The organism is Bradyrhizobium sp. AUGA SZCCT0222, from assembly GCF_018130205.1.
Classification (GTDB): Bacteria; Pseudomonadota; Alphaproteobacteria; order Rhizobiales; family Xanthobacteraceae; genus Bradyrhizobium.
Map to the genome: position 1 here is coordinate 1 of NZ_JAFCLX010000079.1, position 22,542 is coordinate 22,542.

Sequence of the window (22,542 nt, forward strand, 5' to 3'; positions counted from 1 at the left end):
GACGGTGGCAATAGAGGCCGTCTCGCCGGGGAGAGCGCGTCATAAGCCGTAAAGCCACTGCGCAGGGAATGTCGGATGTTCTCCGCTGCCCTGTATGCTCGTGTGCAGCTTTCTTTGCACTATTCGCACACGAGACCGCGGGTGCAGCGCGCATCCGGCATTCCCTGCGCCCTCTGAATTTCGGGGGGCGACGCTACCTGCAAACCTCGGGCGCAATGTGCCGCGAGAACGCCGACACACATTCAACTGTCATCACCCGCGAAGGCGGGTGATCCAGTATTCCAGAGACGCTGATGATAGAATCGATAAGCCGCAGTGTACTGGATACCCCGCATGCGCGGGGTATGACACTGTTTGTGGAGCCGCGCTGTAGCCGTCATTGCCTGCAACAAACGCGAAGCGTTTGTGCAAGGGAGCGAAGCGACGAAGCAATCCATCCATCCGTTATGCCGCGCTATGGATTGCTTCGCGGAGCCTGTCATCGGGCGCGCATTCGCGCGACCCGTTGGCTCGCAACGACGAATCGGCGACGGAATGCCTGGCTGTCTGAAATTCAAACCTGAACTCGTCCGGTCAGGACGGTGGTGGACGCACAAGGGATCGAACCTTGGACCTCTCCCGTGTGAAGGGAACGCTCTCCCGCTGAGCTATGCGTCCGGGATTTTGGCGGAACACGCCTCGTCAGAGCCCGCGATTTACGAAGTGCGGGCCCATGGTGTCAAGCAAACAAAGGGTCGATTTGGAACGAATTACGCCCGAAATCACGCCCCTTGCTGGCGGGCGCGGGAGGCGTGCGACTGCAGGGCCCGGATTCGCTCGGCCAGGGTGCCGCCGCCTTCGGAAGGCGTGGTGGCGGCGGTGTCGTTGGCCGGTTTGGCCGGGGGCTTTGGTGCCGCCGGCTCGGCGGCCAGCATGGCCTCGATCGCCGAATTCGGCCCCTCCAGCTGGATAGCCAATTTGGCCACCTCGGCGGCGATGTCGTTGATCCGTTCGCGCAGCAGCGCGTTCTCCATCCGCTCGGTGGCCCAGGAGCTTTCGGCCTGCTGCTGGATCGCGTTGATGTCGCGCTGCAGCTTGGCGCGTTCGTCGCGCGCGACACGAAGCTGTTCCTCGACCGCGGCTTTCTCGTTGCGCAGCTTTTCGATCGCAGGCGAATTGCCTCCCTGGCTCAGGGCCGCGATCTCGACACGCAATTCCTTGGTCGTGCGCTCGGCGACGTCGTTGGCCTGCTTGAGCTGGTTGTTCTCGAATTCGCGTTCGGCCAGGAGCTTGCCCTGGGTGGCGAGCCGCGCTTCGAGATCGCCAACGCGGTTACCGAGCATTTCGGCTTCCTTGACCTGGATGATCAGCTGCCGGTCCAGATCGGTGACGCGCTGGCTCAGATTTTCGACGCGGCTGCGCGCCTCGTTGAGTTCGCGCGTCGCGTTGTCGGATTCGCCGCGCTCCTGCGCGAGCCGGGCTTGCGTCGCCGCGAATTCCTTTTCGGCGTCGCCGACGCGGCCCTTCAACTCCTCGATCTGCGTGCGCACCGCGACCAGCTCGACCTGGCGGCTGTCCGCCACCATCGAACGGTCGGACAGTTCATGATTGATCTTGGCAAGTTCGCCCTGCTTGTCGGTCAGCGCCTTTTCGGCGCCGCGCAGCATCTCGGTCTTGGCCGCGAATTCCTCTTCGGTGGCGCGCAGCTGTTCCTTCACCGCCTTCTCGCGCGCCTCGAGCCCGAAGATCGTGGCGTTCTTCTCGCCAAGCTCGATCTTCATGCGGTTGATCGCGTCGGATTTCTTGCCGAGTTCGGCAAGCTGGCTGGTGGTCTTGTTCTTGAGCTGGTCGACGCTCATCTCGAGCCGGCGCGCCGACATCGCGAATTCCGCGCGCAGCTGATCCTTGTCGGCCTGGATTTCAGCCATCGACAGCGGGGTGGCCGCTTCCAGTCGGCGGGTCGTCAGCCGGACCGCGCGGTTATGCACCAGCGGCACGATCATCAGGCCAAACAGCATCGAGACCAGAAAACCGATCGCCAGATACATGATCGGTTCGATCATGGATGGTCACTCCCCGAGGGCATAAAGAATTCGTTAATCACAATGCCATGGGGGACCGGCAAAAGGCCAGCCCAATGCCGCGTTAACCTGAATCGTGAAGATCAATGTGTGGGCATAGCGTTTTCGAGCGAAGTGGACCCCGGTTCGCGTAAAGAAAACGCGTCAAAACAAAAGCTGGAGCCCGGTTCTGATGCAATCAGAACCGATCAGGCTCCGCTGTTCAGAAAACCGTTGCTCAGGAAAAGGTCAGAACGGGTTCCAGGTCGCGCGCGGGGTAAATTTGAGATAGCCGATATTGGCGCCGAGCCGCAGACCGATGCCGGAGCGAATCGGCACCAGCACGATGCTGTTGGCGGTGAGCGCGGTCATGCCGAAGCCGCCGACGATATAGGCCGAGCCGTCGATGCCGGCGAAGCGCTGATAGATCGCGTTGGTGGCGGGCAGATTGTAGACCAGCGTCATGGTGCGGGCGCCGTCGCCGCCCCAGTCGAAGCCGACCGACGGACCCTGCCAGTAGACCCTGAGGTCGCCGGCGTTCTTGGTGTAGAGCGTGCCTTCGCCGTAGCGCAGGCCGGCGACAAAGGCGCCGGAGCCTTCCTCGCCGAGCACGTAACCGTTCGGCAGGCCCCATTGGCTCACCGCGCGCTCGATGATCGATGCCAGCCCACGCGAGACGTTGCCGAAGAATTTGTGGCCGGCATTGACCAACTCGTCCGGCCCGTAGGTCGCCGGGCTCGGCGCGCGCTGCGGCGGCGGTGCCTGCTGGATCGGTGCCTGCTGGTACGGCGCCTGTTGGCCCGGTGCCTGCAGGGGCGCCTGTTGCATCGGCCCCGACTGCTGCGCAGGTGCGGGCACAGTCCAGCACATCAGCGCGGCGAGCGTTACCGCGGCAAGGCGTGAGACGAAAATCATCAAAGAACCCCTGGTATCGAAATTCTGGCCGCAGCCTTAACCTGACGCCAACAAGCACGGCTCTAGGTTGCGCCCAGTGTCCCCTCGACTCGTATGTTATCGGTACCAACTATGACGGCACAACGGCAGGAAAGATATGGTTGGCGCCCCGGAATGGCCATTTTCGCCCTATGGGCAGGCTTTTTCGGCGTTCTCTGCCTTGATTTCACCGCCCTTGCCGCGACCACCGAACGGGTGGTGGTCAATCGCTATTCCGGCCTTGCGATCGAGGGGTTTGATCCCGTCGCCTATTTCACCGATTCCGTGGCCGTCCAGGGCGTGGCGGATTTCGAGGCCGCCGAGGCCGGCGCCGTCTGGCGCTTTCGCAACGAGGGCAATCGCGCTTCCTTTGTCGCCCACCCCGAGGTCTATGGCCCCCAGTTCGGTGGTTACGATCCGGTCGACCTGGGGCGAGGCGTTACCTATGCCGGTAACCCGCGGTTCTGGGTGGTCGCAGGCCAGCGGCTCTATCTGTTCGGCCGCGAGGAAAACCGCGATGCTTTCAAGGCCGATCCTTCGCGTTTCCTGAAAGACGCCGCCGCCCGCTGGCCGCGGCTCGAACAGGGCCTCGCGCAGTAAATCAGGGCGTGGTCTTCGGATCGCCCCAGGCGATGAATTCCGGCACGATGAAGTCTTCGCGGCCACAACCAAAATGCAGCGCGGCGCCGGTTGAATCCGTGATCTTGCCGCCGGCGGCTGTAACCACCGCATGGCCCGCCGCCACATCCCATTCGCAGGTCGGCGACAGGCGGGGATAGATATCGACCGCGCCTTCCGCCACCCGGCCGAATTTGACCGCCGAGCCGAGTTCGGCGCGCACGGCTCCGGGCCTTGCGGCGATAAAGGCTTCGGTGCGGTCATCGCCATGCGACCGGCTGACGGCCACGGTCCAGGCTTTTCCGCTGATCGGGCAGGGCCGCGTCCGGATCGGCTCGATCCGCGGCGCGCCGCCGTCAATAAGGGTCAGCCGCTCGGCGCCCCGGCCGACGATGCCGCGCCAGATCAATCCAAGCGCGGGAGCGCTGACGATGCCGAGCAGCGGCACCCCGCCGGTCACCAGCGCCAGGTTGACGGTGAATTCGGCGCGGCCGGCGACGAATTCCTTGGTGCCGTCGAGCGGGTCGATCAGGAAGAAGCTGTCCTTGTAAGGCAGCTTCGCCAGATGCGTCCGCTCCTCGGACAATGACGGTATATTTGGCGCCAGCCGTGCCAGGCCTTCGCCGATGATGCGGTCGGCGGCGAGATCGGCTTCCGTGACCGGCGATCCGTCGGTCTTGCCATCGACCGTCATGGAGGCGCGGTTGACGGCAAGGATCGCGGCGCCGGCCTGGATCACCAGATCGGTCAGCGGCTCGATCAGGGCCGTGGCGGCCACATGATCGATAACGGGCGGACTTGCCTCATTCATAAGCGGGCTCATTTGCTGTTCGTGTTCCCTTGACCGGTGCCGTCCTGTGCTGGCAGCACGCGCCTGCGCAGTGTATCAAACCACCGAGCATGCGTGATTCGTAACTGTCCGCCGGCAGTCTCTTGCAGCGATTGGGGACTGCGCGGCCTTCCAGGAAAATCTGATGTCTGGCACTCCGTCTCCCGGCGTCGCTCCCGACGCCCTCGAACTTGCGGCACTGCTGTGTTCGCGGGTCTGTCATGATCTCATCAGCCCGGTTGGCGCCATCGTCAATGGGCTGGAGGTCCTCGACGACGATCCCAAGCCCGAAGATCGTGAATTCGCGCTCGATCTGATTCGCAAGAGCGCCAAGACCGCCTCGGCCCGGTTGCAGTTCTGCCGGCTGGCGTTTGGCGCGGCCGGCTCGGCCGGCGCGCAGATCGATCTCGGCGACGCCCAGACCATGGCGCGCGGCCATATCGAGGACGGCAAGATCACCATCACCTGGAATTTGCCGCGGCTGTTGCTGCCGAAGAACCGCGTCAAGCTGCTCTTGAACATGCTGGTCATTGCGCAGCAGACCATTCCGCGCGGCGGTACGCTGACCATCGACCCGATCGGCGACGGCGAGACGATGAGCTTTCGCGTCACCTCGGCCGGCCTCAACGCCCGCGTGCCGCAAAACATCGCCGACCTCTTGAGTGCGAGTTCCAGTGCCGCCATCGATGCGCATGCGGTACAGCCTTATTATACGCGGCTCTTGGCGCAGGCCTGCGGGCTCGCCGTGACGCTCACGCTCGACGGCGACAAGGTGCTCGTTACCGCCGCCTGAGCGCCGCCACGGGGCGATTATGGTTAACCAAAGGTTGATATTGGGCGGCTGGATTCATTGCAGCCGTCTTATCTCTTTGTTGAGGCCGTTCTTTTCCATTTGCTCAACCAATATTAAACGCTTTGCATAGAAGCTGGCCAAGTTCCGTAAGGCACGTCGATGTCGCGTGCCGGTGCGTGCGAAGGCCGGTTTCATGGATGATTTGTTGCGGGAATTTTTGACCGAGACCAGCGAGAGCCTGGATACGGTCGACAATCAGTTGGTGCGGTTCGAGCAGGACCCGAACAACGCGAAGATTCTGGATAACATCTTTCGCCTGGTGCACACCATCAAGGGCACCTGCGGCTTCCTCGGCCTGCCGAGGCTGGAAGCGCTGGCCCATGCCGGCGAGACCCTGATGGGCAAATTCCGCGACGGCATGCCGGTCACCGCCGGCGCCGTCACGCTGATCCTGTCCTCGATCGACCGCATCAAGGAAATCCTCGCAGGTCTCGAAGCGACCGAGAACGAGCCGGAAGGCAGCGACGAGGACCTGATCGAGAAGCTGCATCTGTTGGCGGAGGGCGGGGCGCACGACGCGCACGCTGAGGCCGAAGCCGTCTCCGTGGAAGCGCCGGCGCCGGTCGTGGCCGCGCCCCCGATACAGCCCGCGAAGACACAAGAGGTTGCCAAGGGCACGCTGGTGGATCAGGTGCTGGAACGGCCGCTGCGTCCGGGCGAAGTCTCGCTCGACGATCTCGAACGCGCCTTCCGCGAGACCGAGATCGAAGTCGTACCCGCGCCCGCAGTTGCTGCCAAAGCCGTGGCTCCCGCGGCGCCGGAAGCCGCCCCTGCGCCGCAGGCGGCAAAGGAAGTAAAGGCAAAGCCGGCCCGCAAGGCGGCCGCCGCCTCCGATGGCGGCGACGTGCAGGAAGCCGACAAGATCGCCAACCAGTCGATCCGCGTCAACGTGGACACGCTGGAACATCTGATGACCATGGTCTCCGAGCTGGTGTTGACCCGCAACCAGCTTTTGGAGATCTCCCGCCGCAACGAGGACACCGAGTTCAAGGTGCCGCTGCAGCGCCTCTCCAATGTCACCGCCGAACTGCAGGAAGGCGTCATGAAGACGCGGATGCAGCCGATCGGCAATGCCTGGCAGAAGCTGCCAAGGATCGTCCGCGACCTCTCCGGCGAACTCGGCAAGCAGATCGAACTCGAGATGCACGGCGCCGACACCGAGCTCGACCGCCAGGTGCTCGACCTGATCAAGGACCCGTTGACGCACATGGTGCGCAACTCCGCCGATCATGGCCTGGAGACCCCGGCCGAGCGGGCCGCCTCCGGCAAGCCCGAGCAGGGCACCATTCGTCTGTCCGCCTATCACGAGGGCGGCCACATCATCATCTGCATCGCCGACAATGGCCGCGGGCTGAATACCGAGCGGATCAAGGCCAAGGCACTGCAGAACGGGCTCGTCTCCGAGGCTGAACTGGAGAAGATGACCGAAGCCCAGATCCACAAGTTCATCTTCGCGCCGGGCTTCTCCACCGCCGCCACCGTCACCTCGGTCTCCGGCCGCGGCGTCGGCATGGACGTGGTGCGCACCAATATCGACCAGATCGGCGGCACCATCGACATCAAGTCGGTGGCCGGCGAGGGGTCAAGCGTCACCATCAAGATCCCGCTGACGCTGGCCATCGTCTCGGCCCTGATCGTGGAAGCCGGCGGCGACCGCTTTGCTATACCCCAATTGTCTGTTGTCGAGCTGGTCCGCGCCCGCGCCAACTCCGAACACCGCATCGAGCGCATCAAGGACACCGCGGTCTTAAGGCTGCGCAACAAGCTGCTGCCGCTGATGCACCTGAAGAAGCTGCTCAAGATCGACGACGGCTCCTCCTCCGACCCCGAGAACGGTTTTATCGTGGTGACCCAGGTCGGCAGCCAGACCTTTGGCATCGTGGTCGACGGCGTGTTCCACACCGAAGAGATCGTGGTCAAGCCGATGTCCACAAAACTCCGTCACATCGACATGTTCTCCGGCAACACCATCCTGGGCGATGGCGCGGTGATCATGATCATCGACCCCAACGGCTTTGCCAAGGCGCTCGGCGCCGCCGGCTCCTCCGCCCAGGGGATGGCGGACGAGAACGCGGCGGCCCATGCCAACACCGGCGAACAGCTGACCTCGCTGTTGGTGTTCCGCGCCGGTTCGAGCCAGCCCAAGGCGGTGCCGCTCGGCCTCGTCACCCGGCTGGAAGAGATCGCCACCGACAAGATCGAACTCTCTAACGGCCGCTACATGGTGCAGTACCGCGAGCAGCTGATGCCGCTGGTGCAGATGACCGGGGTCAACGTCCAGACCTCCGGCGCCCAGCCGATCCTGGTGTTCGCAGACGACGGCCGCTCGATGGGGCTGGTGGTCGACGAGATCATCGACATCGTCGAGGAGCGGCTGCACATCGAGGTCGCCGGTTCCAGTGAAGGCATTCTGGGTTCGGCCGTGATCAAGGGCCAGGCCACCGAAGTGATCGACGTCGGCCATTTCTTGCCGATGGCGTTTGCCGACTGGTTCTCCCGCAAGGAGATGCGCCCCTCGGTGACCGCGCAGTCGGTGCTCTTGGTCGACGACTCAGCCTTCTTCCGCAACATGCTGGCGCCGGTGCTCAAAGCCGCCGGCTACCGGGTGCGGGTCGTCCCCAATGCGCAGGAAGGTCTCACCGCGCTGCGTTCGGGCCAGGCCTTCGACGTGGTGCTGACCGACATCGAGATGCCCGACATGAACGGGTTCGAGTTTGCCGAGACGATCCGGGCTGACCAGCACTTAAGCGCGATGCCGATCATCGCGCTGTCCTCGATGGTCTCTCCGGCGGCGATCGAGCGCGGGCGGCAGGCCGGCTTCCACGATTACGTCGCCAAGTTCGACCGTCCCGGCCTGATCGCGGCGCTGAAGGAACAGACCGCCGGCGAAACCAGGCGCGCGGCATAAGGCTAAAGGATCGCACACGATGACAACCAAGACCGACACCATCGAGGGCACCGTGGTCGAATACGTCACCGCCGTGATCGGCGGGCAATTGTTCGGCCTGCCGATCTCCCGCGTCCAGGACGTGTTCATGCCGGAACGGCTGACCCGCGTTCCCCTGTCCTCGGCCGAGATCGCCGGCGTGCTCAATCTGCGCGGCCGCATCGTCACGGTCGTCGACATGCGCGCCCGGCTCGGGCTGCCCAAAAACGACGACGGCAAGCCGCCGATGGCGGTTGGCGTCGACCTGCGCGGCGAGTCCTACGGCCTCTTGATCGACCAGATCGGCGAGGTGCTCCGGCTGCCCGACGACAGCCGCGAGGAAAACCCCGTCAATCTCGATCCCCGCATGGCCAAGCTCGCCGGCGGCGTCCACCGCCTCGACGGCCAGCTCATGGTCGTCCTCGATGTCGATCGCGTCCTCGAAATCGTGCCGGATCTGTTGGCGGCATAAGAAGCAGAAGCAAGGCGAAAGCGTACATAACATTTGGAAACGTCCCCTTTTGGGGAATGGAAGTAGAGGCCGAAAATGAGAACATGTCTCGTCGTCGATGACTCCAGTGTCATTCGAAAGGTCGCACGTCGTATCCTGGAAGGTCTTGATTTCCAGATCATCGAAGCCGAGGACGGCGCGAAAGCGCTGGACGCCTGCAAGCGCGCCATGCCCGAGGCGGTCCTGCTCGACTGGAACATGCCCGTGATGGACGGCTATGAATTCCTCGGCAATCTGCGCCGCATGCCCGGCGGCGATGCGCCCAAGGTGGTGTTCTGCACCACCGAAAACGACGTCGCGCACATCGCACGTGCGCTGCACGCCGGCGCCAACGAATACATCATGAAGCCGTTCGACAAGGACATCGTCACCGCGAAGTTCCAGGAAGTCGGCCTGATCTGATCTGCGCAGCATGATCCGGAAAAGTGGAAATCGGTTTTCCGAAAAGATCATGCTCAGATAAGAAGTGCTTCGATCCGGCGGCTCAACGGCCTTCGGCTTTATCTTGCTAAGTGTGCCGTTCGAGTCGTTCCTGGTGAAGTAATGAGTATTGCGTTGACAACTGCCTCGGCCCCGACTTCGACACGGCAGGACAAGCTGCGTGTTATGGTGGTCGACGACAGCGTCGTCATCCGCGGGATGATCTCACGCTGGATCGGCGCCGAGCCGGATATGGAGGTCGTCGCCTCCCTGCGCACCGGCCTCGACGCCGTCAACCAGCTCGAACGCATTAATCCCGACGTCGCCGTGCTCGATATCGAGATGCCGGAGCTCGACGGCATTTCCGCGCTGCCGAAACTGCTGGCGAAGAAGCGTGATCTCATCATCATCATGGCCTCGACGCTGACCCGCCGCAATGCGGAGATCAGCTTCAAGGCGCTCTCGCTTGGCGCCTCCGACTACATTCCAAAGCCCGAAAGCACGCGCGAGGCTTCCGCAGCCGAAACTTTTCGCCACGATCTGATCCAGAAGATCCGTCACCTCGGCGCCAAGATCCGCCGCTCGTCGCACGCGCCTGCGCATGCGAGTCCGACACTGGCACCGGTCCACCACGACAAGCCGCGCGAGGCTGCGGCGCGCCCACCGTTGGCGGCGCCGGCAGCGCAATCGCAATTGGCACGCCGCCCGTTCAGCATGCTGGCGCCGCGCGTGCTCCTGATCGGCTCGTCGACCGGTGGTCCGCAGGCGCTGATGTCGCTGGTCACCGAAATCGGGCCTGTGATCGACCGTTTCCCGGTTCTGATCACGCAGCATATGCCGCCGACCTTCACCACGATTCTCGCCGAGCATCTGGCGCGTTCGAGCCGGCGGCCGGCGCATGAGGCGGTCGATGGCGAGATCGTCAAGGCCGGCCAGATCTATCTCGCGCCGGGCGGTCGTCATATGAAGGTCGTGCGTCATGGCGCCGAGGCCGCGATCGCACTCGACGACGGACCGCCGGTGAATTTCTGCAAGCCTGCGGTCGATCCGCTGTTCACCTCCGCGATCGACGTCTGGCAGGGCGGCATCATGTCCGTGATCCTGACCGGCATGGGCTCCGACGGCATGCGCGGCGGCAAGGATATCGTCGCGGCCGGCGGCAGCGTGATTGCCCAGGACGAGGCGACGAGTGTGGTGTGGGGCATGCCGGGTGCGGCCGCGAATGCCGGCATTTGCGCCGCGATATTGCCGCTTAATCAGATCGCGCCGAAACTGGTTCGGTTGTTTTCGGGAGATCGTTCGTGACGCCTCAGGACTATGAGTATCTGCGTAAGCTTCTGAAAGAGCGTTCCGGACTGGACCTGTCCGCCGACAAGCAATATCTGGTCGAGAGCCGTCTGGTGCCGCTGGCGCGCAAGGCGAATCTCGCCGGCATCCCCGAACTCGTTCAGAAGATGAAGGTCGGCGCCGAGGCGCTGACGGCGGAAGTGGTCGAAGCGATGACCACCAACGAGACTTTCTTCTTTCGCGACAAGCTTCCGTTCGATCATCTGAAAGAGGCGGTGCTCCCGGCGCTGGCGCAGGCGCGCGCGGCGCGTCGTTCCCTGCGCATCTGGTGCGCGGCTTCCTCCACCGGGCAGGAACCGTATTCGATTGCGATGTGCCTGAAGGAGGCCGGCGCCATGCTGGCGGGCTGGCGCACCGAGATCGTCGCGACCGACCTTTCGCTGGCCGTGCTGGAAAAATCCAAGGCCGGCATCTTCAGCCAGTTCGAGGTGCAGCGTGGCCTGCCGATCCAGATGCTGGTGAAATATTTCACGCAGAATGGCGAGCTGTGGCAGCTCAACGCCGACATCCGCAGCATGGTGCAGCACCGTCAGTTGAACCTGCTGCAGGATTTTTCTCACCTCGGCACGTTCGACGTGATCTTCTGCCGCAACGTCCTGATCTATTTCGACCAGGACACCAAAGCCAAAATCTTCGAACGCATCTCGCGGATGCTGGAGCCCGATGGCGTGCTGGCGCTGGGGGCTGCCGAATCCGTGGTCGGAATCACCAACGCCTTCAAGCCCTATCCGGATCGCCGCGGGCTCTATCGTCCAAATGCCGCACCAACCGTTGTGCGCCCCGGGGTAGCCACCCTGGTGCCGCAGGCGCCAAGGTCGGTGGCGTCGGCACGCTGATCTATCGGTCTGTCGATAGCTTCCGCTACAGAATCGCGTGCGGTACGAACCGTGACGTGTTGCCGGTGATCGGATTTTCGTCCTCGCGGATCGATAGTCCGCACGGTGTGTGATCGATCAGCCAGCTTCCGAGCACCGGGTATTGGTCGGAAAAGCTCGGCAGGGACGCGAAACCCTGCAGGATGAAGCCTTCCGCCCCATATGGGCCTTGCTGTTCCATCAGCGTCGAGCCGGCGCTGACGAGCGTCACATTTGCGCCTTCGCGCGAATAAAGCGGCTTGCGCACGAACGAGGAGCCGAGCATTGCCGCCTTCGGATCGTCCTCGAAATAGGCCGGTAGCAAATTGGGGTGTTTTGGGAACTTCTCCCAGAGCAACGGAAGAATGCCCTTGTTGGACAGGATCGCTTTCCACGGCGGCTCGATCCAGCGCGTCGGCGCGCTCGACAGATTTGCGCCGAACGTGTCTTGAAACATCCATTCCCAGGGGTAGAGCTTGAAGGCGAGCTCAATGCCGCGATCGTCGAGATCGACGAACCGGCCATCGCCCCCCAATCCGACGTCCTTGATGTCCATCAGCGTGGTCTTCAATCCCGCCTGACTAGCGGTGTCCTGCAGATAGGCCAGGGTGCCGGCGTCCTCGGCATTGTCGGTCATCCCGGCCAGATGCAGGTGCTTTGCGCTGCCGTGTTTTTTCCAGGCGTCGATCAGCCGTTCATGGATCGAGTTGAACTGGTCGGCGCGCTTCGGGATGATGCTGCGTTCGATCGCCTGTTCGAGCCAGGTCCACTGAAAAACCGCCGCTTCGAAAATCGAGGTCGGCGTATCTGCGTTGTATTCCAGCAGTTTCGCCGGGCTCCAGCCGTCATAGCTCAGGTCCAGCCGGCCATAGAGGCTGGCGTCGCGACGGCGCCAGCTCTCCGACAGCAGGGGCCAGAAGGCTTCGGGTATTTTCAACCGGCGCAGATATTTCTCGTCGTTGATCGCGCGGCCGACCACCTCGAGGCACATCGCCTCGATCTCACCGGTGGGCGCCTCGATCCGCCGTTCGATCTCGTTCAGCGTGAATGCGTAATAGGCCCGTTCGTCCCAATAACGCTCGCCGCCGATGGTGTGAAAAGTGAATCCGGCGCTTTCGGCGGTGGCACGCCAGTCGTCGCGTTCGGGGCAGGGGATGCGTTCCATGACATTCAGCCGCCAGAGAAGCCGACGGCATGCCCGAACGAACCGAAGCCGCCGCGCTGCGCGCTGTGCGAGCCGGAATCGGAGGTGCTGGAGCCCGAATAGCTCGAGGAGGAATTGCTCGAACCCGAAGAACTCGACGAGGAGCCGCCGGAGTAATAGCTGCTGCGTGAGGAGCTTCCGCCGCCACCCGAACTGCTGGATGAAGACCCGCGCTGCTGGCATTCGGCGGCGCTGCTTTGCAGCAGCGACGGCTGCGCTGTGTTCGGCGACGGTTCGCATTTGTTGCTGGGCATCAGCGTGTAGGCGGCACTGCCAACCGCGAGCGTGCCCATCAGAAACAACGCGACGTGGCCGGAACGCTTTGCCGGCGGGCCCGACGACTGCGGGACAGGCGGCACCGATGGTTTGCGCGTCCCGAATTCGCTTGTGCGTTTGGGGGGCTTGTTGGCCATGGTCAGTAGATCATGCTGGCAGCGTTGAGTGCGCCCGCGGCCAGCGAGGCTAGACCAAGCCAGATGGCGGCGGCAAGCTCGCCGCCCGCAATCCGCTGCGACAGGTTCGGCACCGGTATCTTGACGAGGTAAAAGACGATGATCTGAACGATCAGCGCGACAACAGCCCAGATCAGGCAATCCCAGACATTGGCGGAATGGGCGATGGCGCTGACCAAAGGCAGCGCGAAGCCGAGCAGGCTGAGCCCCAACGCGATTGCCGCTGCCGGATTATTGTCGCGGATCAGCAGGAATTCGTCATGCGGCGTGACACGGGTATAGACGAAGAGGTAGGCGGCCACGGCGACCAGCGCCGTGCAGAAATAGACCAGAAACGCCGGTAGCCCGGCGAGGGATTGCAAGATCATTGATAACGCCCCGACTCGATCAGTCCCCACGTTCGCACGACCCATTGGTCGGCGCATCGGAGGTGTCGGTTCAATCCCAAGCAAAAACGCCCCCGTTTTCAGGCGGAGTTAGCCAATCGGCCTTGACGCAGCAGGCTATTCCTTGACCTCGATCTTGCCCTTCATCGCCGGGTGCAGGCCGCAGATGTAGTCGTAGATTCCGGCATCGGCGAGGGTCAGCTGGGTGGTCTGGCCTTTCAGCGCGATTGACGAGCGCTGCGCTTTGGCGCCGGTGATTGTGACCTGGTGCGGCGAGGAATCGGTGTTGTGCCAGGTGATGGTCTGGCCCTTGTTGACGACGACGTTCTCCGGTCCGAATTTGAAGTCGGAGATCGAGACGACGCCGGGGCCCGGCGCGGGCTTTGCCATGGCGCCTTCTGGCGTGCCCTTCAGGCCCGCAAGTGAGATAACAAAATCCTGCCCGGCATGTGGCTTGTGGCACGTGAAGCAGCTCGTCAAATTGGCCTTGTCGTTGACCTTCCTGTCCGGCCCAAACGCCTGATACTCCCATTCGCCGTTCCGAATGTCGTCCTTGTACTCGGTGCCCCAGCCGTCGCGCTTTTCCATCACCGTGTAGGCGACGAGGTCGCCCTTCTGGAAACGGCCGCTGGCATCCTTGAGCGGCTCGCCGGCCGCATCGAGCTGCGCCTTGTACTGAACCAGCGTCAGCACCGTGCCGCTCGGGACCGGCTGCCCCTTGCGTACCGCATCGACCGCCGCCGGCGTCGCATAGAGCTCGCGATACTGCTTGTTGTCGTAACGGCTGACGGTGGCGTAGAGCGTGTCCTTGTCGAAATTCTCCGGGAAGGCGACCTTGTCGCCGCCGGCGAGCGCCGAATAGCCGATGAGCGCGCCCGATGCCGATCCGAGCGCAACCGCGGCAAGCAGCCTGACGTTTTTCACGACTTCCCCCTCGTTTGCGGACAGTTCCGTCAGATACGAGGCACCGCGAAGTGGGTTTCAATCCAGGGGAAGCGAATTTGTCGTGTGTCAGGCCCAAAAACAAAAACCCCGCCATTCGCGGCGGGGTCCAGTCGGGGAGGAGTGAGCCTTGCGGCTCGCCGTAAACCCTGGTCAGGCGGGAATGCGTTCTTCCTGCTCGTGCGGCTCGCGCAGCACGTAGCCGCGGCCCCACACAGTCTCGATGAAATTGCGGCCTTCCGAAGCGTTGGCGAGCTTCTTGCGCAGCTTGCAGATGAAGACGTCGATGATCTTGAGCTCGGGCTCGTCCATGCCGCCATAGAGGTGGTTGAGGAACATTTCCTTGGTGAGCGTGGTGCCCTTGCGGAGCGAGAGCAGCTCCAGCATCTGGTATTCCTTGCCCGTCAGATGGACGCGCTGGCCACCGACCTCGACCGTCTTGGTGTCGAGATTGACCACGAGGTCGCCGGTCTGGATCACGGACTGGGCATGACCCTTGGAACGGCGCACGATCGCGTGGATGCGGGCGACCAGTTCGTCCTTGTGGAAGGGCTTGGTCATGTAGTCGTCGGCGCCAACGCCGAGACCCTTGACCTTGTCCTCGATGCCGGCGAGGCCGGAGAGGATCAGAATGGGGGTCTTGATCTTCGACACCCGAAGCTGCTTGAGCACGTCGTAACCGGACATGTCGGGCAAATTGAGGTCGAGAAGGATAATGTCGTAATCGTAAAGCTTACCGAGATCGACGCCTTCTTCTCCGAGATCCGTCGTATAGACGTTGAAACTCTCGGATTTAAGCATCAGCTCGATCGACTGCGCGACGGCGCTGTCATCTTCTATCAGCAAAACGCGCATGCCAGTCCCCTATAGTCGCCGCTCCGGGCGTCAGGTCGGCCGCACTTGCGGCACTCAAAACGCCTTTGAACAACTGATTCGGATCCTGACGACATATGGTTAACAAATACTGATTCGTGTTCGCAAGCTCTAACCGTGCAATTTTTGTCGAATCGCCGTAAGATATTGCGTCGAAGCAGCTTTTCCTTACCGTTCTCGTTCAAGTTCCACATTAAGAGACGGGCCTAACCGACTCCCGCGACTCACCCTTCTTCTGATGGGCAAGCGCTCTCAGTCACCAAAGACAGTGACGCAATGATTAACGATGCGGGTAAACACGAGGTTAAGCGCCCCTTTCAAACACGCGGAAACTTAAGGTTTTCGCAATGAAGGCGCTCGCGGAACAGATCGGCGATGTCGACGGCGTCAATATATATGGCCGTGTGATCGGCGTGCGCGGGCTGATGGTCGAGATCGCGGGGCCGATCCATGCGATGTCGGTCGGCGCCAGGATCGTGATCGAGACCGGCGGCAGTTTCATTCCGGCCGAGGTGATCGGCTTCTCCGGGAACAATGCGGTGGTGATGCCGTTCGCCGGCCTCGAAGGGGTCAGGCGCGGCTGCCGCGCCGTGATCGCCAATGCCGCGGGGCAGGTGCGGCCCTCGCCATCCTGGCTCGGCCGCGTGCTCAACGCGATGGGGGAACCGATCGACGGCAAGGGGCCGCTGACGCAGGGGCCATCGCCGATGCCGTATCGGAACTCGCCGCCGCCGGCGCATTCACGCCAACGGGTCGGCGCGCCGCTCGATCTTGGCGTGCGCGCCTTGAATACGTTCCTGACCTGCTGCCGCGGCCAACGGCTCGGCATCTTCGCCGGATCCGGCGTCGGCAAATCGGTGCTGCTGTCGATGCTGGCGCGCAATGTCGATGCCGATATCACGGTCATCGGCCTGATCGGCGAACGCGGCCGCGAGGTGCAGGAGTTCCTGCAGGACGACCTTGGCGATGAAGGCCTGGCGCGCTCGGTCGTGGTGGTGGCGACCTCCGACGAGCCGGCCTTGATGCGCCGGCAGGCGGCCTATCTGACGCTCGCGATCTCCGAATATTTTCGTGATGAAGGCAAGGACGTGCTGTGCCTGATGGATTCCGTGACGCGCTTTGCGATGGCGCAGCGCGAGATCGGACTGTCAGCGGGTGAGCCGCCGACCGCCAAAGGCTATACGCCGACGGTGTTCACTGAACTGCCGAAGCTTCTGGAGCGGGCAGGGCCAGGCACCAGCACCGGCACCATCACCGGGATTTTCACCGTGCTGGTCGATGGCGACGATCATAACGAACCGATCGCGGACGCGGTGCGCGGCATTCTCGACGGCCACGTCGTGATGCAGCGATCGATCGCCGAGCGCGGGCGTTTTCCCGCGATCAACGTCCTCAAATCGGTCTCCCGCACCATGCCGAAATCGGCCGATCCGGCCTATCTGCCCGTGATCACGCGGGGCCGTCAGGTGATGGCGACCTACGCCGATATGGAGGAACTGATCCGGCTCGGCGCGTACCGGGCGGGGTCGAGCCCGGAGGTGGACGAGGCGATCCGGCTGCACGAGCCGCTGGAAGGGTTCCTGCGGCAGGGCAAGGGCGAAAAAGCAAGCCTCGCCGACGGCTACCAGCAATTGGCGCAGATCCTGACTGGTTTGGAAACGGAACGCTAACTTTGTCAGGCCATCATCCCCGGCACATGAATAGTCTTGCTGGCGGGGCCCCCGGGGGAAGCCGGCTTTGTCCCGCGTTAAGATTGGGACTTCTGGGGAGTATGAGTCGATGAAGTCACGTGAAACGCTGATCCGCCTGAAGAAGTTTCAGGTCGATGAGAAGCGCCGAAGGGTTACCCAGATCGAAGGCATGATCGCTGATTTCCAGCGCATGTCGGTCGACCTCGAGCGCGAAATCCAGACCGAGCAGGACCGGGCCGGGATCCAAGATCCCTCTCACTTCGCCTATCCGACCTATGCCAAGGCGGCGATCCAGCGGCGCGAGAACCTGACCCGTTCGGCCGACGAACTGCGCATCCAGCTCGAGGATGCCAAGAGCCTCCTCGGCGAAGCCTTCGAGGAGCTCAAGAAGGTCGAACTGCTGGACGAGCGTGACCAGGCGCGCGAACGCGCCGAGGAGAACGCCCGCGAGCAGGCCGACATGGACTCCATCGGGTTGATGCGCGCCCGCCTCGGCGCCATCGCCTGACGCCTTACCTTCCCTCATCCGATCATCGACAACCCGGGCCGCAAGGTCCGGGTTTTTCTTTGATAATGTCCACAGACAGGCGTCTTGGTGGCTGGTTTGCTGCAAGGTATGCTAGGAGGGTTCTCGATGCCTCCCGGCGTAAAGCGCGATGGGGGATCGCGATTTGGGGGACGCCGAATGCTGACGCCAGCCGAGCTGGTTTGGCTGATTGCCGCTGTTGCGAAGGGGGATGAAGCCGCTTTCGAACGGCTTTACGCCGCCACGCGCGCGAAACTCTTCGGTGTCGTCCTCCGTATCTTGCGCCGACAGGATCTCGCCGAGGAGGTCATTCAGGAGGCCTACGTCAAGATCTGGAACAGCGCGGGCCAATTCAATCCGGCGCTTGCTTCGCCGATCACGTGGATGGCGGCGATCGCGCGCAACCGGGCGATCGACGTCGTGCGCAAAAAGAGCGAGGCCTCGATCGAGGAGGAGCCGACCGCAATGGAAGTGGCCGCCGATTCACCCGATCCGCTGGCGCGGCGCGAGATGACGGAAGAGTTGAAGCGGCTGCTGGAATGCGTCGGCCGTCTGGAGCCGGATAGGCAGAAGCTGGTGCTGCTGGCCTATTACAACGGCTGGAGCCGCGAGCAGCTGGCCGCCAAGTTCGAGACGCCGGTGAATACGGTGAAGACGTGGCTGCGCCGCAGCATGATGGATATCCGGGAATGTCTCGGGCTTTGAGTTTCTGGATTTGAGTTCTTTGGAAGCTGTCTTGAAGGGTGCCCTGGACGTTAGATGATGGCCTATAGCGAAGACCATATCGCGCTCGCCGCGGAATATGCGCTCGGCACCCTCGATGCCGACGAGCGCGCGCAGGTCGAAACCATGATGGCCGTCGACACGGAATTCACCGCCGTGGTCCAGGCGTGGGAGTACAGGCTCGGCGTCCTCAACCAGATGGTCGGCTCGGTCGAGCCGCGGCCGATCGTGTGGGAGAATATTCAACGCGCGATCGGACATGCCGGACCGCAGGTGCCGCTGGCGCTGCCGGAAGCCGCACCGCCTCCGCCGTCGATAGTGCCCGTATTTGTCGAACAGGCGCCGGTCGCCGACGGTTCGGCCGCGGGCCCTTCCGCTGCCGACAATTTCGCCCGCAATTCCCTGGACAATTCCAACGTCGTCCAGCTGTCCGGCCGGGTGAAGCGCTGGCGCAATCTGGCGTCGTTCGCGACGGCTGCCGCCGCGGCGCTGATCGCGATGCTCGGCCTGCAGGTCTATTCGCCGGACTCGCTGCCCAATGCTCTTCGTCCCAAGATCCGCACGCAACTGGTCGAGGTCAAGACGCCGCCGCTGCCGGCGCCGCCGTCGGCGCAATACGTGGCGATCTTGCAGGCGAACGGCGGTTCGCCGGCGTTCATCCTCACTGTCGACGCCGCCACAAAAAATTTCACCGTCCGCAAGGTCGGCGCCACCGCCGAAGCCGGCAAGAGCTTCGAGCTATGGCTGGTCTCCGACAAGCTGCCGCAGCCGCGCTCGCTGGGCGTGATCGGCGGCAGCGAGTTCACCGCGCGTAACGTGCTCGCGTCCTACGACGCCGGCACGATCAACGCCGCGACCTACGCGGTGACGGTCGAGCAGGCCGGCGGATCGCGTGACGGCAAGCCGAACTTGCCGCCGGTCTTCGCCGGCAAGCTGATCGAGACGGTGCCGGCCGGGCCGGCGCGCTGATTTTTTTGGACCCCCCCCCATTTTATTTTGACGCGTTTTCTTCACGCGAACCGGGATCCACTTCGCTTGAAAACGCTATGGAAAGAGAAAACGCCCGTGGGGAGCGGGCGTTTTCGTAGTCGACTTGGGGTAGTGTCAACTTAGGGGTAGTTGGGGTCTTCTAGTACTTCACGTGGCGACTTTGGGGGGCTGTAAAGAGCCGCGTGAATTCGTGAATTCCTTTTCTTAGCGTACGACCGAATTGCCCGAACTCGTGACCACGACCGGCTTGCCGGCCTTCATCACGCGGTTGCTCGCGGTCTGCTGGAAACCTTCGTCCGAAGTGGTGCGCGCCGTGATGCCGAAGCCGGCGACCAGGATGCCCACGGCCAAAGCTACGACCACAATCTTGAGATGGGTCGTGCGGTCTGCGCTGTAAATCGAGTGGTTCATGGAAGTCTCCTGCCCGCCTTCCCCTGTGTCGAATTAGACGGCCTCATCGACAAACAGGTTCAACGTCTCGGCACAGGAAACGTAGGAATTCGCTGTTTCGTTCCACAGATGCGATCACAACGCAGTGAAAAGACTTGAACGGCCGCGATTGGAGATCGCGCGGCGGCGCCTCGAAATCAATAATTTATGAATTATTTCAATATGTTAAATGCGTATTTCGTGGGTGATCGGAAAACACCCCCGGCGGGGCCGATTTTTACAAACCGTTTGCCTGTGGCGAAAATGCCTCGCGGCGCCCTTGTCGATTTTCGCGGCGGAACTAAACGCTGCCGACCGTTTTCAGCCGGGCGCGCGGGTGGATTTCGGCCTGCGACAGCACGGTGGTCTGGGCGCGGAACCGTTCCACCAGCGAGCGCACGAACGGGCGGATCGCCGCCGACGTCACCAGCACCGGGGCCTCGCCTTCCTGGGCGGCGCGCTCGAAGCTGACGCGCACCGCGGTCATGAACTCCGACAGCTTTGACGGCTGCATCGCCAGGCTGCGGTCTTCGCCGCTGCCGACGATCGATTCGGCGAACGCCTGTTCCCACCGCGCCGACAGCGCGATCAGCGGCAGATAGCCGTTGTAGGAGGTGTTCTGGGCGCAGATCTGGCGCGCCAGCCGGGCGCGGACGTGCTCGACCATGGTGGCGGGGTTGCGCGAGAACGCCAGCGCGTCGGCAATGCCTTCCAGGATGGTGGAGAGGTCGCGGATCGAGATCCGTTCGGACAGCAGCAATTGCAGCACGCGCTGGATGCCCGACATGGTGACCTGGCTCGGCACGATGTCCTTGACCAGTTCGCCCTGTTCCTTCGGCAGGTCCTTGATCAACTTCTGCACCTCGCCATAGGACAGCAGGTCCGACATATTGCTCTTCAACAGCTCGGTCAGATGCGTCGACAGCACGGTCGCAGCGTCGACGACGGTATAGCCCTTCAGCGACGCCTCTTCCTTCAGGCTGGCGTCGACCCAGGTCGCGGGCAGCCCGAAAGTCGGCTCGATGGTGTGGATGCCGGGCACGCCGACCTGGTTACCGGCCGGGTCCATGACCATGAACTGGTTCGGCCAGATCTTGCCGCTGCCGGCGTCGACTTCCTTGATCTTGATCATGTAGGTGTTGGCCTCGAGCTGGACGTTGTCGAGGATGCGCACCGCCGGCATCACAAAGCCCATTTCGACCGCGAGCGAACGGCGCAGCGCCTTGATCTGTTCGGTGAGGCGGTCGGTGCCGTCGGGGCCGTTGACCAGCGGCAGCAGCGCATAGCCGAGCTCGATCTTGAGATCGTCGATCTTGAGCGAATTGGCGATCGGCTCTTCCGCCGCCGCGCTGGCGGCCGCAGCTGCAATATCGGGCGCGGCGAGCTCGGCGGCTTCGGCCGCCCTGGTATTGCGGTTGCGGTTGCGCGCCTTCCAGGCCAGGACAGCGGCGCCGCCGCCGAGCGCCACGAACGGCAGCATCGGAATGCCCGGCAGCAAGGCCAGCACCAGCATCACGCCGGCCGACATGCCGAGCGCCTGCGGGTAACCAGAGAGCTGCTTCATCAGCGCCTTGTCGGCGGCGCCGGTGATGCCGGCCTTGGAGACGAGCAGGCCGGCCGCGGTCGAGACGATCAGCGCCGGCACCTGGGTGACCAGGCCGTCGCCGACGGTCAGGATGGTGTAGGTGCGGGCGGCATCGCCAAAGCTCATGCCCTGCTGGGCGACGCCGATGATGATGCCGCCGATGACGTTGATGAAAACGATCAGGAGGCCGGCGATGGCGTCGCCGCGCACGAATTTCGAGGCGCCGTCCATGGCGCCGAAGAAGCCGCTTTCGTCTTCCAGTTCCTTGCGGCGCCGCTTGGCGGTGGCTTCGTCGATCAGGCCGGCGGACAGATCAGCGTCGATCGCCATCTGCTTGCCGGGCATCGAGTCGAGCTGGAAGCGGGCCGCGACTTCGGCGATACGGCCCGAACCCTTGGTGATGACGATGAAGTTCACGATGACCAGGATCGCGAACACGATAATTCCGATTACGAAATTACCGCCCATCACGAAATTGCCGAACGCCTCGATGACGTGGCCGGCCGCCGCCGTGCCCTCATGGCCGTGGCTCAGGATCAGCCGGGTCGAGGCCATGTTCAGCGACAGCCGCAGCATGGTCGAGATCAGCAGGACGGTCGGAAACGACGAGAATTCCAGCGGCGCCTGGATGAACAGCGCCGTCATCAGGATCAGGATCGACACCGTGATCGAGATCGCCAGGAACAGGTCGAGCACGATCGCGGGCAGCGGGAGGATCAGCACCACCAGGATGGTGAGGACGCCGAAGGCGAGGGCGAGATCGCCGCGCCGGAGCATGGTGCCGATTTCACTGAAGCTGGGGAAGCCGCCGCTTGCCCCTGTGCCCTGACCTGCCGTGACGTCGACCATGCTTGCAGCTCCTCGCGAATGGCGGCCGCGGCCGCCAGACGTCTTCGCGGCGGCCGAAGGGCCGCCGCTCCGTAAGTGAGGCACCGCACTGGCGTCCACGGGGTTCCTCCCGTTCTACGCGGCTGACGACACTCGACTTCACTGGGCAAATTTTGCCCGGTGTATGGTTAGTAAAGGGTTAATTTCCGGTGTTTGGGCCGTCGTTTGGCCGCCCTTTGCAGCCAATTCGGTCCGCGATTCCGTCATCCTGAGGTGCGCGCTCTTGCGCGCCTCGAAGGACGACGGCCCGACTGTGGCCGAGCACCCTTCGAGGCTCGCTTCGCTCGCACCTCAGGGTGACGGAAACACACCTTCAAGCACACCTCCGCGATCCCGCGGCGCAATGCCCGGGTCATGCAAATCTGTTCCTCCCAAAAACAAGGGAGCAGGGAATGCCGGGTGCGCGCTGCACCCGCGGTCTCGTGTGCGATTGTGCAACAAGATGGTGCACACGAGCATACAGGGCAGCGGAGAGCATCCGACATTCCCTGCGCAATGGCTTTACGGCTTATAACGCGCTCTC

General features: G+C 63.1%; 21 protein-coding genes and 1 tRNA gene. 11 read left to right on the plus strand and 11 right to left on the minus strand.

What is annotated here, in order from left to right:
• Positions 1-582 precede the first annotated feature (582 nt).
• The 3 genes from JQ629_RS35640 to JQ629_RS35650 all read right to left on the minus strand — a co-directional run bounded on the left by JQ629_RS35640 (position 583) and on the right by JQ629_RS35650 (position 2,954).
• Positions 583-657, minus strand: a tRNA-Val gene (locus tag JQ629_RS35640).
• Between the two features lie 104 nt (positions 658-761).
• Complete coding sequence (locus tag JQ629_RS35645) at positions 762-2,042, minus strand: coiled-coil domain-containing protein (RefSeq protein ID WP_212416602.1); 1,281 nt, start codon at positions 2,040-2,042, stop codon at positions 762-764.
• 246 nt (positions 2,043-2,288) lie between these two features.
• Positions 2,289-2,954 (minus strand): DUF1134 domain-containing protein, encoded by a 666-nt coding sequence (locus tag JQ629_RS35650; RefSeq protein ID WP_212416603.1) that lies wholly within the window; start codon positions 2,952-2,954, stop codon positions 2,289-2,291.
• 153 nt (positions 2,955-3,107) lie between these two features.
• Here JQ629_RS35650 and JQ629_RS35655 point away from each other — a divergent pair, with 153 nt between their 5' ends.
• The gene (locus JQ629_RS35655) at positions 3,108-3,572 is read left to right on the plus strand and encodes a YHS domain-containing (seleno)protein (protein WP_212416604.1); all 465 of its coding nucleotides are present in this window, start codon (positions 3,108-3,110) and stop codon (positions 3,570-3,572) included.
• Position 3,573: 1 nt separating this feature from the next.
• Here JQ629_RS35655 and JQ629_RS35660 read toward each other — a convergent pair whose 3' ends face one another.
• Positions 3,574-4,401 carry a 3'(2'),5'-bisphosphate nucleotidase CysQ family protein gene (locus tag JQ629_RS35660; RefSeq protein WP_212416605.1) on the minus strand — a complete coding sequence of 276 codons (828 nt, stop codon included), beginning with the start codon at positions 4,399-4,401 and terminating at the stop codon, positions 3,574-3,576.
• A gap of 163 nt (positions 4,402-4,564) precedes the next feature.
• Here JQ629_RS35660 and chpT point away from each other — a divergent pair, with 163 nt between their 5' ends.
• From chpT to JQ629_RS35690, 6 genes are all read left to right on the plus strand, one after another.
• Positions 4,565-5,212, plus strand: coding sequence for a histidine phosphotransferase ChpT (chpT, locus tag JQ629_RS35665; RefSeq protein ID WP_212416606.1), 648 nt, complete (start codon positions 4,565-4,567; stop codon positions 5,210-5,212).
• A gap of 193 nt (positions 5,213-5,405) precedes the next feature.
• Positions 5,406-8,180 (plus strand): hybrid sensor histidine kinase/response regulator, encoded by a 2,775-nt coding sequence (locus JQ629_RS35670; protein WP_212416607.1) that lies wholly within the window; start codon positions 5,406-5,408, stop codon positions 8,178-8,180.
• Between the two features lie 19 nt (positions 8,181-8,199).
• Positions 8,200-8,670: a chemotaxis protein CheW gene (locus JQ629_RS35675; protein WP_212416608.1), complete on the plus strand. Its 471-nt coding sequence runs from the start codon at positions 8,200-8,202 to the stop codon at positions 8,668-8,670.
• Between the two features lie 75 nt (positions 8,671-8,745).
• Positions 8,746-9,111, plus strand: a complete 366-nt coding sequence (locus JQ629_RS35680; RefSeq protein ID WP_192739881.1) for a response regulator — start codon at positions 8,746-8,748, stop codon at positions 9,109-9,111.
• 141 nt (positions 9,112-9,252) lie between these two features.
• Positions 9,253-10,434 (plus strand): protein-glutamate methylesterase/protein-glutamine glutaminase, encoded by a 1,182-nt coding sequence (locus JQ629_RS35685; RefSeq protein WP_212416609.1) that lies wholly within the window; start codon positions 9,253-9,255, stop codon positions 10,432-10,434.
• Entirely contained in the window at positions 10,431-11,312 is an 882-nt protein-coding gene (locus JQ629_RS35690; RefSeq protein ID WP_212416610.1) for a CheR family methyltransferase, read from the plus strand. The genes JQ629_RS35685 and JQ629_RS35690 overlap by 4 nt, the downstream gene beginning before the upstream one ends.
• A 25-nt stretch (positions 11,313-11,337) precedes the next feature.
• Here JQ629_RS35690 and JQ629_RS35695 read toward each other — a convergent pair whose 3' ends face one another.
• The 5 genes from JQ629_RS35695 to ctrA all read right to left on the minus strand — a co-directional run bounded on the left by JQ629_RS35695 (position 11,338) and on the right by ctrA (position 15,169).
• Entirely contained in the window at positions 11,338-12,495 is a 1,158-nt protein-coding gene (locus JQ629_RS35695) for a glutathionylspermidine synthase family protein (protein ID WP_212416611.1), read from the minus strand.
• Between the two features lie 5 nt (positions 12,496-12,500).
• Positions 12,501-12,947, minus strand: a complete 447-nt coding sequence (locus tag JQ629_RS35700; protein WP_212416612.1) for a hypothetical protein — start codon at positions 12,945-12,947, stop codon at positions 12,501-12,503.
• 2 nt (positions 12,948-12,949) lie between these two features.
• On the minus strand, positions 12,950-13,354 hold the full coding sequence (locus JQ629_RS35705) for a DUF350 domain-containing protein (protein ID WP_192739886.1): 405 nt from the start codon (positions 13,352-13,354) through the stop codon (positions 12,950-12,952).
• Between the two features lie 135 nt (positions 13,355-13,489).
• The gene (locus tag JQ629_RS35710) at positions 13,490-14,296 is read right to left on the minus strand and encodes a cytochrome P460 family protein (protein ID WP_212416613.1); all 807 of its coding nucleotides are present in this window, start codon (positions 14,294-14,296) and stop codon (positions 13,490-13,492) included.
• 171 nt (positions 14,297-14,467) lie between these two features.
• Complete coding sequence (gene ctrA, locus JQ629_RS35715; RefSeq protein ID WP_015688285.1) at positions 14,468-15,169, minus strand: response regulator transcription factor CtrA; 702 nt, start codon at positions 15,167-15,169, stop codon at positions 14,468-14,470.
• A 365-nt stretch (positions 15,170-15,534) separates the two neighbouring features.
• On the opposite strand from ctrA, the gene fliI reads away from it, so the two are divergent.
• From fliI to JQ629_RS35735, 4 genes are all read left to right on the plus strand, one after another.
• Positions 15,535-16,857 (plus strand): flagellar protein export ATPase FliI, encoded by a 1,323-nt coding sequence (fliI, locus tag JQ629_RS35720; protein WP_212416614.1) that lies wholly within the window; start codon positions 15,535-15,537, stop codon positions 16,855-16,857.
• 109 nt (positions 16,858-16,966) lie between these two features.
• The gene (gene fliJ, locus JQ629_RS35725) at positions 16,967-17,386 is read left to right on the plus strand and encodes a flagellar export protein FliJ (RefSeq protein ID WP_212265991.1); all 420 of its coding nucleotides are present in this window, start codon (positions 16,967-16,969) and stop codon (positions 17,384-17,386) included.
• Between the two features lie 177 nt (positions 17,387-17,563).
• The gene (locus JQ629_RS35730; protein ID WP_212390083.1) at positions 17,564-18,109 is read left to right on the plus strand and encodes a sigma-70 family RNA polymerase sigma factor; all 546 of its coding nucleotides are present in this window, start codon (positions 17,564-17,566) and stop codon (positions 18,107-18,109) included.
• Positions 18,110-18,166: 57 nt separating this feature from the next.
• Complete coding sequence (locus tag JQ629_RS35735) at positions 18,167-19,096, plus strand: anti-sigma factor (RefSeq protein WP_212416615.1); 930 nt, start codon at positions 18,167-18,169, stop codon at positions 19,094-19,096.
• 225 nt (positions 19,097-19,321) lie between these two features.
• On the opposite strand, the gene JQ629_RS35740 is transcribed toward JQ629_RS35735, so the two are convergent.
• Both JQ629_RS35740 and flhA read right to left on the minus strand, forming a co-directional pair.
• On the minus strand, positions 19,322-19,528 hold the full coding sequence (locus JQ629_RS35740; protein WP_212416616.1) for a hypothetical protein: 207 nt from the start codon (positions 19,526-19,528) through the stop codon (positions 19,322-19,324).
• Between the two features lie 319 nt (positions 19,529-19,847).
• Positions 19,848-21,980 (minus strand): flagellar biosynthesis protein FlhA, encoded by a 2,133-nt coding sequence (gene flhA / locus JQ629_RS35745; RefSeq protein ID WP_212416617.1) that lies wholly within the window; start codon positions 21,978-21,980, stop codon positions 19,848-19,850.
• Between the last annotated feature and the right edge of the window lie 562 nt (positions 21,981-22,542).

What these genes read in the sequence shown, in the direction of transcription:
- JQ629_RS35735 (WP_212416615.1), top strand. Translation starts at nt 18,167, where the DNA reads ATGGCCTATAGCGAAGACCATATCGCGCTCGCCGCGGAATATGCGCTC.
- JQ629_RS35670 (WP_212416607.1), top strand. Translation starts at nt 5,406, where the DNA reads ATGGATGATTTGTTGCGGGAATTTTTGACCGAGACCAGCGAGAGCCTG.
- JQ629_RS35680 (WP_192739881.1), top strand. Translation starts at nt 8,746, where the DNA reads ATGAGAACATGTCTCGTCGTCGATGACTCCAGTGTCATTCGAAAGGTC.
- JQ629_RS35655 (WP_212416604.1), top strand. Translation starts at nt 3,108, where the DNA reads ATGGCCATTTTCGCCCTATGGGCAGGCTTTTTCGGCGTTCTCTGCCTT.
- flhA (WP_212416617.1), bottom strand. Translation starts at nt 21,980, where the DNA reads ATGGTCGACGTCACGGCAGGTCAGGGCACAGGGGCAAGCGGCGGCTTC.
- chpT (WP_212416606.1), top strand. Translation starts at nt 4,565, where the DNA reads ATGTCTGGCACTCCGTCTCCCGGCGTCGCTCCCGACGCCCTCGAACTT.
- JQ629_RS35645 (WP_212416602.1), bottom strand. Translation starts at nt 2,042, where the DNA reads ATGATCGAACCGATCATGTATCTGGCGATCGGTTTTCTGGTCTCGATG.
- JQ629_RS35695 (WP_212416611.1), bottom strand. Translation starts at nt 12,495, where the DNA reads ATGGAACGCATCCCCTGCCCCGAACGCGACGACTGGCGTGCCACCGCC.
- JQ629_RS35700 (WP_212416612.1), bottom strand. Translation starts at nt 12,947, where the DNA reads ATGGCCAACAAGCCCCCCAAACGCACAAGCGAATTCGGGACGCGCAAA.
- fliI (WP_212416614.1), top strand. Translation starts at nt 15,535, where the DNA reads ATGAAGGCGCTCGCGGAACAGATCGGCGATGTCGACGGCGTCAATATA.
- JQ629_RS35685 (WP_212416609.1), top strand. Translation starts at nt 9,253, where the DNA reads ATGAGTATTGCGTTGACAACTGCCTCGGCCCCGACTTCGACACGGCAG.
- JQ629_RS35675 (WP_212416608.1), top strand. Translation starts at nt 8,200, where the DNA reads ATGACAACCAAGACCGACACCATCGAGGGCACCGTGGTCGAATACGTC.
- JQ629_RS35650 (WP_212416603.1), bottom strand. Translation starts at nt 2,954, where the DNA reads ATGATTTTCGTCTCACGCCTTGCCGCGGTAACGCTCGCCGCGCTGATG.
- JQ629_RS35705 (WP_192739886.1), bottom strand. Translation starts at nt 13,354, where the DNA reads ATGATCTTGCAATCCCTCGCCGGGCTACCGGCGTTTCTGGTCTATTTC.
- fliJ (WP_212265991.1), top strand. Translation starts at nt 16,967, where the DNA reads ATGAAGTCACGTGAAACGCTGATCCGCCTGAAGAAGTTTCAGGTCGAT.
- ctrA (WP_015688285.1), bottom strand. Translation starts at nt 15,169, where the DNA reads ATGCGCGTTTTGCTGATAGAAGATGACAGCGCCGTCGCGCAGTCGATC.
- JQ629_RS35730 (WP_212390083.1), top strand. Translation starts at nt 17,564, where the DNA reads ATGCTGACGCCAGCCGAGCTGGTTTGGCTGATTGCCGCTGTTGCGAAG.
- JQ629_RS35660 (WP_212416605.1), bottom strand. Translation starts at nt 4,401, where the DNA reads ATGAATGAGGCAAGTCCGCCCGTTATCGATCATGTGGCCGCCACGGCC.
- JQ629_RS35740 (WP_212416616.1), bottom strand. Translation starts at nt 19,528, where the DNA reads ATGAACCACTCGATTTACAGCGCAGACCGCACGACCCATCTCAAGATT.